Consider the following 7,308-nt stretch of genomic DNA (forward strand, 5'->3'; position numbering starts at 1 on the left):
CGATACGGCCATCCAGTCGTGTCGTTCCCGGACAGCCGCAGCAGATCGAACGTGTGTGCCGGTGGGCGTATTGCTCCGGGGGATGGGGCGGCCGGTATGCCACGCGTCTGCTGCGTGAAACCAGGCAACCCGCTCGGGGACGAAGCGCCGGCCCCGTGCAGTCCGGGCCCAGCCCGGGCGGGGACGCCGTGGGCTCGGGTCCTGCGTCGGGCAGAAGAGCCGACATGTACCGACCTCAAGAGCCGTCAACGGACACATGGCGAGCCAACTCGGCGGCCAGACGTCGCGTGACCGTGCGGTTGGCGCGCCGCATCACGGCCCGGACGACGGGTGCCAGCAGACGGTCGGCGACCGGGGCGCGCACCCAAACGTAGGTGAACGCCACATGGCTCCCGCCGGCCCGCAGCGGTTCGATGGTGTAGGTCCCCTGGGCCAGGCGTCGGCCGGCCGCGCTGATGTTGCGCTCGACGATGCGCCGCGGCGGGTCGGCTTCGACGACCTCGATGGTGACGTCGGTCTTGGTGCCGCCCAGCGCGGCTGTGACCGTGGCGCACGCACCGATACCGCGGCCAGGGCCGCTGTAGCGCCAGTCCATCAGGTAGTGGTTGGTGAATCGCTCGTGGTGAGCCATGACGTCGAGGAAGTCATAGACCTGCTCAGGCGTCTGCTGTACGTCGATCGACACGGTGACAGACTTCATGTACCAGACGGTACACACGGCATGTACCGATTGGTACGCTCGCGACGTGGTGAATACGGACGGCTCGCATCCCGAGGGCGAGGGCGCGCCAGTCGCGGACGGGGGCCGACGCGCTCACCTGGTGAACGCGGCCGTTGACTACGTCGCGGCACACGGCCTCACGGACCTGAGCCTGCGCGGCCTGGGCGCCGCGATCGGCGTCAGCCACCGCATGCTGATCCACTACTTCGGCTCCAAGGAACAGCTGCTCGCCGAGATCGTCCGGACGTCGGAGCAGCGCCAGCGTGATCAGCTGTCCCGGCTCCGCCTGGAACCCGGTCTCCCGCCCGCCGAAGCTGCGCGGCTTCTCTGGCAGCAGCTGGCGGACCCCCGACTGGCTGGTCAGGAGCGGCTCTTCTTCGAAGTCTGTGGACAAGCGCTGCGGGGCCGCCCCGAGGCCGCCCCGGTCCTCGAAGGGCTCGTGAACGACTGGCTGGAGCCGCTCGTGGCCGCCGAGGTCGCCGCAGGGGCGGACCCTGCCGTGGCCCGGAACCGGGCCAGGCTGGGGCTCGCCACTGTTCGCGGTCTGCTGCTCGACCTGCTCGCCACCGGCGACCGCGCCGGCGTCGACGCGGCGATGGAGGAGTTCCTCCGGCTCTACTACGGCTCAAAGTGACGGAGTCACCGATCAGGCCAAACGGCTGGACCATACGACGACCACCGTGCGAACAACGGTCGCCGAGGTAGACGAACGCCTCAACCTGCTTCGCAGGCTTACTGAGACAGACGCGAGGCGTCTGGAGAACCGTCCCATGAGTCCCTGGACTTCAGGCACCGGCTCGAATCCGTCGAGGTCCAGCCCGGCACGGCGCCGCACCCCACTACCCCCACCCCGACCTCGAGCCGCTCCTGGACGACACCTACGGGGTGGTGATCTGGCACGAGCAGATCACCGCCATCTCCTCCACGATGACCGGCTGCAGCCTCGCCGCCGACGACGTCGCCCGCCGCGTCCTCGCCGACCCCGACCGCCTCCCCGCCGTCGAGCAGTGCACCGGCACACCCGCAACCGGCAGACCACAGCCGGGCAGCTCCCGCTCGGCGGTGACCTGGGGACTTCCCGCTGAGGGCCCGCCTCCAGCCGAAGGCGGGCCATCAACTTTCCTACGGGATGGAGTCCAGGAACGGACGCCCGTGCGCACGCATCTCTCGGAGAACGTGTGCGTACTCAGCCTCGTCGTCAAGGACGAGTGCCACTCGGGTCTCGGTGTTGTAGATGGTCCCGATTCATAGCCCCAGCTCAGAGTTGATGACGACCCAGCCGTCCTCGCTTCCGTCCAGCAGTGCTCTGTCTGCTGGGCTCGGGTAAGCACGACCCCTGGGGTGCGTGTGGCGTGTCAGCCTCCACGGGGATCTTTACTCGGTTGGACACACCGGAGTAGGAAGTACTGGCCGCCCGTGCCCTTGGGGCCGGGGCCCAGCTTGTAGACCACAGCGAACTCGACGCCGTGCTTGACGGTCAGGTTCTCCAGCTCGGTCACCGATGGACGCTGCGCGTGCGTCAGGTCTCCACGTGCCACCAGGTGATCACCGCACCCGTGATCTACTTCTGGTCATAGTGTGATCAACGAGAAGCTGGGGTCATGACCAATCACTGCTGCGAGGCGATGACCGGCCGCGTGAACGTGCGCTGCGACCAGCACGACGACCCCTTCGCCTGCCCGGAGGCGCTGATCGGCTACAGCGCCAAGTTCCAGGAGTACGGACTGATCATTCACGACGGCGGCACGTCAAGCAGCACCATCGACTTCTGCCCCTGGTGCGGACGACGCCTCCCTGAGTCACAGCGGGACAGGTGGTTCGACGAACTGGAGCGCCGCGGGATCGACCCATGGGAGGGCGAGGTCCCCGCCGAATTCCAGGACGGCAGCTGGCTCGCCTCTCTGCCCCAGGAGTAGCGAGCCAGCAGCTCGGACCACATCCGAACGCGCCCCATGGCTGCTGCTGTCGGAGGTCAGTCACCGGGGGTCCGGCTGTCCAGCTCGGCGGCCCAGCGGCGCCGCGCTCACCGACGCCGACAACCTCATGGCACAACTCGGCACAGCCGACCGCGCGGACACCTGGCTCACCCACGGCGAACAGAAACACCACGTCCACCTCAGCCACGCCCTGACCGCGCGACACCCACCGCGCCCACGACAGCCACAGCGCGCCCTGGAGCTGTCCGCGCCGACCAGCACCATGACCCGCTCCCTGCTGGCCATCGACGCCGCCACCTGCGCCCACCACGACGGAGACACCGAAACCGCCTGCCGACGCGCCACAGCTGTCCTCTGCGGCCTCCCGGCGGGTTACCGCACCGGACTCGTCCAGCGCCGCGCTGCGGGCCTCTACCGGGGCATTCCAGCCCAGTACCACCGTGAAAGGGCAACGAAGGAACCGCTGGACGCCCTCGGTGGGGGACGCTGGACCACTGATCCCGTGCCGCAGACTCACACCATTCGTGCCAAGGCCTCGTCGTCCGAGCATCGGAATTTCCAGGCACGCTTCTGGCATGCGATGCATATCGCAGCGATGCAAGCCACCGCGCCCCAGGCGGGCGGGACTCATCGCATCGCGTGCCCCAATGGCAGCGCGATACCGAGCCCAGCCCTCTCTCGCAGGTCCACCCCTGTTCCCCGCGAAGCGGGCCGTCCTCAGTTCTCGGTGCGGTAGTGGGCGGCGGTCCCCGTAGCCAGCGGGTTGAGTTCGGGACGCAGGACCAAGTCCTCGTCGTAGTCGCCGCCGTTCTGATGGCGGAACGGCAACGGTCTGATGTGCGGAAGGTTCTCGAGGCGCTGGCGCAGGACGTTCGCGTGGAAGGCGTATGCGGCCTCGTCCACGCGGTCAGCTCCGTGGACGAGTAGCGGGGGCACTACCTCGATGCCCGCATACCACAACGTGCCGTGCTGGAGAGGGAAGAGCAGGTCGTTGAGCTCACCATTGACGCCGCGGGGGCCGAGGCTCGCCTCCCGGGCCCCGGCACTGACGACGACCATCGCGCGCTTACCTGCGAGCGCCCCCTCGCCGTAGCGAACCTGGCGCCCTTGGGCGTCGCGGACGCCGAAGGCGAACCCACCGACGAAGACGCGGTCGAACCAGCCCTTCAGGATGGCCGGCATCCCGTACCACCACAGCGGGAACTGCACGACGAGCGTGTCCGCCCAGGACAATTTGTCGTGTTCAGTCGAGATGTCAGGGGACAATGTGCCCCTTTCAAAGGCCTGTCGGGCCGTGCTGCCCACGACGAGTCGTTCGCCGTCGGGGTGGGAGAAGTCACTGCCCCTGACGACTGGGTCGAAATTCATCGCGTACAGGTCGCTGGTGCGTACCTCGTGTCCCTGGTCTAGAAGGTGTCGGACACCGTCGCGGTACAAGGAGCCGTTCAGGGAACGGGGTTCGGGGTGGGCTGTGAGCCACAGGACTTTCACTATCGGTTCCCTTCTGGCAGGTCCATGATCGTGCGCACCTACCCGGCCCGTCCTGGGGCAACCCGCCGCCGAACGCGCGTGGGCGGACCGACTCAGTGACGAGGACCGGCGCGGGCTGACCGCCTTGCTCCGGTCAACATCAACCGCCTGCGATGCGCCCAGCGAGGGTCAGGGCCATGTCGATACCGGCGGACACACCGGCGGCGGTGACGTACTTGCCGTCGAAGACCACGCGTTCGCTGGCCGGGGTCACGCCCAGGGCCGGGAGTTGGTCGAGGGCCAGCCGGCCCGGCGCACGCCTGCGACGACGGTTGTGCTGGCGCTATACGCTTGTATGGAATCATTCCTGAGTGGCCCGTGGCTTCCTCGACCGAGTGTCGGTGCGGGGCTCTTGCGGGTGAGACGCCGGGTCATCATGGGGCAGCCACGCCCAGGAATGGTTGACGGCGCCGACCGCCTCGACCCCGAGGACGAGGACCTGCCACGCCGGGTCACGGGCTCAAGCTGTCGTTCCGGTCGGGGGACGAGGCGCGATGCGTGCTGAGCGGGGCCGTGCTTGTGTACTCCTCGGGTGCGGGACCCGTCACGGGGGGGGGGGCGGGTCCACCGGCGACGCCCCCCGTGCGGACGGCGGGCCGGCGTCGGGTGGTGGCGGAATCTGCGGCGCTATAGCTTGGAAGGGACCGCTGTGGACTGTCGCATCGCGACCCAGGTCTGCAGCCCTCGGCTCCCCTTCCGGAAGGGTCCACGCATGAAGGTGGATGGATCAGTCGCGTTCGTGACCGGTGCCAACCGCGGGCTGGGTGAGCAATTCGTGCGAGCGCTGCTCGGAGCGGGCGCGGCCAAGGTCTATGCCGGAGCCCGCGATCCGGCGAAGGTGACGGTGCCCGAGGCCGTGCCCGTCGCCGTGGACATCACCGACCATGCCTCGGTCCTGGCCGCGGCCGGACAGGCGCCGGACGTGACCCTCCTCGTCAACAACGCCGGATCCACGACCCGGGCGCACATCCTCACCGCGGAACTGGACTCCTTCCGTACGGAGTTCGAGACACATGTGCTCGGCACCCTCGCGATGAGCAGGGCTTTCGCCCCGACCCTCGGCCGTAACGGCGGCGGGGCGATCGTCAACGTCCTCTCGGTGCTTTCCTGGGTGTCGATCACGGCCAGTGCCGGGTATGCCGCGGCCAAGTCCGCGGAGTGGTCGATGACCAACGCCCTGCGGGTGGCTTTGGCGGAACAGGGGACACAGGTCACCGCCCTGCACGTGAGCTACCTCGCGACAGACATGGCTGCGGCCGTCACGGGGCCGAAGGCGGACCCTGCCGCAGTGGCCCGCGCGACCCTGGAGGGAGTCGAGGCAGGGTGGCCCGAGGTTCTCGCCGATGACGTCAGCCGGCGCGTGCAGGCCGCGTTGTCCCAGGGACCTGAGGCCCTCTACCCGCAATTGCGCGGCGGCTCGTCCCTCGTGTGACCCCCTCGGGGACGGCTTCGCCCCTGGGAGCCCGTGGTGCCGGATCGCACGCCCGTCGGAGGTTCCGATGACTGACAGCACGCCACCGCACGACGCCGCCGGCGCCCTAGGAGGGCAGACCGTGGTGGTGATCGGCGGCAGCGCCGGCATGGGGCTCGCGACCGCTCGCCGTGTGCGCGCGGAGGGGGGTCAGGTCGTGCTGACCGGACGTGATCCCGAGCGGCTGCAGCAGGCCGCACGCGAACTCCAGCCCGCGGGCACGGCGGCCTTCGACGCGACCGACACCGACCGCCTCGAGCTGTTCTTCCGCGAGCTGACCGGCCCGGTCGACCACGTGACGGGTCACCGCGGTCTTGCACGCGCCGGTCTGGCCCGCCACGATCACGGCGACCGGGGACCGCTGCGGGGCACTGCCCTCGAGGTGGTCCGGCACGATCTCCTCGCGGAAGATGCGGCAGTTCTCCTCCAAGGGCAGCATCCCCTCGGTGGTAGGGCTCGCGCGGCGCCGCTCGCTAGTTCGCGGCGTATGGCGGCGCACCGATCGCGTGCGCCCGTGAGTGCGTCAGTGTCGTCGGGCCGCAGGTCGTGCTGAAGGCGGTTCAGTTCGCGCCGGTGCTCACGCAGCCGGTCAGCCTCGGCACCCGTGGCTTCGCTCGCCGCTGCGAAGATGGCCGCCACGGTGCTGCGTAGATCGCTCAGGGCCGCCTCATCGGGCTGGTCGCCATACAGGCCGCCGGCTCGATGTTGCCGAGGACGGGATCGTAGGGGGCTCGCCGGTCACGAAGAGGCTCCTTGAGTCGTAGTGAGTGCGTTCAGGTGGGCGGTGTGACCCCAGGTGAGCAGCCGCAGCGTGCGGCCGTCGGTTCCCCACTGGGACACGGACGCGTTGGGCACCGGCGGGAGTTCCTCCGGCGCGGCCGCACCGATCCCGGTCAGGACGTACCGCAGGGCGAGCAGCACACCGTCGTGCGCAACCAGCAGGACTCGGCGGCCGGGTGCCGCCAGGGAAAGATCATTGATGAACTGCCGCACACGCAGAGCCATGTCGGTGAAGGCCTCGCCCCCCGGCGGCCGGTAGTGCCACTCCCCCACCAGGCGCCGGCGGGCGGCCTCCTCCGGGCTGCGCACCTGCACAGCGGTGGGTGGATGCAGTTCGAAGACGCCCATCTCCCGATCACGCAACCGCTCGTCAACGACCGTCGCCGAACCGCGGCCGCCGTGCTCCACGGCGGGACTCCTGCATCACCTGCCAGGTCTGACGGGCCCGCAGGTAGGGCGAGCACACCACCAGATCGGGGCCGCTGCTGTAGTCCTGACGCGCGAGCCATCCGCCCAAGGCCTTGGCCTGGCGCACACCGAGCGGCGAGAGCGCCACATCCCGGTCCCTGCCGGCCACCGGCTCGGTGGACCGTGAGGCCGCCGCGGCGGCGAAGGCGACGTTGGCAGTGGACTCTCCGTGCCGGACCGCCCATAACGCTTCCAGGCCGCATGGCGGCGCCAGTCCACGGGCAGAGTCGACCGGCTGCTGCCCCTGTCGGGGCCCAGGTCGCTGTTCTGTGGTCATGAAGGACTCCTTCCCGCAGGTGCGAAGCAAGACGCGGATGGGCGCCGAGCCCAGCGCCCACCCGCCGATCCACCTAGGCGTTCTCCTGGCGCCAGGCGCTGGGCACGAGCCCGGGCAGCCGGTG

General features: G+C 69.5%; 9 protein-coding genes and 2 pseudogenes. 5 read left to right on the forward strand and 6 right to left on the reverse strand.

Annotated elements, in window-relative coordinates:
* Positions 1 to 235: 235 nt before the first annotated feature.
* Positions 236 to 700: an SRPBCC family protein gene (locus tag GT030_RS13660; RefSeq protein ID WP_161201349.1), complete on the reverse strand. Its 465-nt coding sequence runs from the start codon at positions 698 to 700 to the stop codon at positions 236 to 238.
* Positions 701 to 746: 46 nt separating this feature from the next.
* Between GT030_RS13660 and GT030_RS13665 the strand changes: the two genes are divergently transcribed.
* Positions 747 to 1,355, forward strand: coding sequence for a TetR/AcrR family transcriptional regulator (locus tag GT030_RS13665; protein ID WP_346009633.1), 609 nt, complete (start codon positions 747 to 749; stop codon positions 1,353 to 1,355).
* 182 nt (positions 1,356 to 1,537) lie between these two features.
* A pseudogene (locus GT030_RS13670) lies at positions 1,538 to 1,726 on the forward strand (hypothetical protein); the annotation flags it as partial.
* 350 nt (positions 1,727 to 2,076) lie between these two features.
* Here the strand turns inward: GT030_RS13670 and GT030_RS13675 are convergent.
* The gene (locus GT030_RS13675) at positions 2,077 to 2,220 is read right to left on the reverse strand and encodes a hypothetical protein (RefSeq protein ID WP_161201351.1); all 144 of its coding nucleotides are present in this window, start codon (positions 2,218 to 2,220) and stop codon (positions 2,077 to 2,079) included.
* 102 nt (positions 2,221 to 2,322) lie between these two features.
* On the opposite strand from GT030_RS13675, the gene GT030_RS13680 reads away from it, so the two are divergent.
* A complete protein-coding gene (locus GT030_RS13680) occupies positions 2,323 to 2,637 on the forward strand; it encodes a hypothetical protein (RefSeq protein WP_161201352.1) in 315 nt (104 codons plus the stop codon).
* A gap of 738 nt (positions 2,638 to 3,375) precedes the next feature.
* Here GT030_RS13680 and GT030_RS13685 read toward each other — a convergent pair.
* Together GT030_RS13685 and GT030_RS13690 are read right to left on the reverse strand one after the other, a co-directional pair.
* Positions 3,376 to 4,149: an NAD(P)H-dependent oxidoreductase gene (locus tag GT030_RS13685; protein ID WP_161201353.1), complete on the reverse strand. Its 774-nt coding sequence runs from the start codon at positions 4,147 to 4,149 to the stop codon at positions 3,376 to 3,378.
* Positions 4,150 to 4,294: 145 nt separating this feature from the next.
* Positions 4,295 to 4,432: pseudogene (locus GT030_RS13690) on the reverse strand (DJ-1/PfpI family protein); the annotation flags it as partial.
* A gap of 468 nt (positions 4,433 to 4,900) precedes the next feature.
* Here GT030_RS13690 and GT030_RS13695 point away from each other — a divergent pair.
* On the forward strand, positions 4,901 to 5,620 hold the full coding sequence (locus GT030_RS13695; protein WP_161201354.1) for an SDR family oxidoreductase: 720 nt from the start codon (positions 4,901 to 4,903) through the stop codon (positions 5,618 to 5,620).
* A 148-nt stretch (positions 5,621 to 5,768) separates the two neighbouring features.
* A complete protein-coding gene (locus tag GT030_RS13700) occupies positions 5,769 to 6,212 on the forward strand; it encodes a hypothetical protein (protein ID WP_237522390.1) in 444 nt (147 codons plus the stop codon).
* Between the two features lie 185 nt (positions 6,213 to 6,397).
* On the opposite strand, the gene GT030_RS37125 is transcribed toward GT030_RS13700, so the two are convergent.
* Complete coding sequence (locus GT030_RS37125) at positions 6,398 to 6,847, reverse strand: histidine phosphatase family protein (RefSeq protein ID WP_346009634.1); 450 nt, start codon at positions 6,845 to 6,847, stop codon at positions 6,398 to 6,400.
* Positions 6,810 to 7,184 carry a phosphoglycerate mutase family protein gene (locus GT030_RS37130; RefSeq protein WP_272920691.1) on the reverse strand — a complete coding sequence of 125 codons (375 nt, stop codon included), beginning with the start codon at positions 7,182 to 7,184 and terminating at the stop codon, positions 6,810 to 6,812. The genes GT030_RS37125 and GT030_RS37130 overlap by 38 nt, the downstream gene beginning before the upstream one ends.
* Positions 7,185 to 7,308: the final 124 nt, after the last annotated feature.

It is taken from the genome of Streptomyces sp. SID1328, from assembly GCF_009865595.1.
Taxonomy (GTDB): Bacteria; Actinomycetota; Actinomycetes; order Streptomycetales; family Streptomycetaceae; genus Streptomyces; species Streptomyces griseoluteus.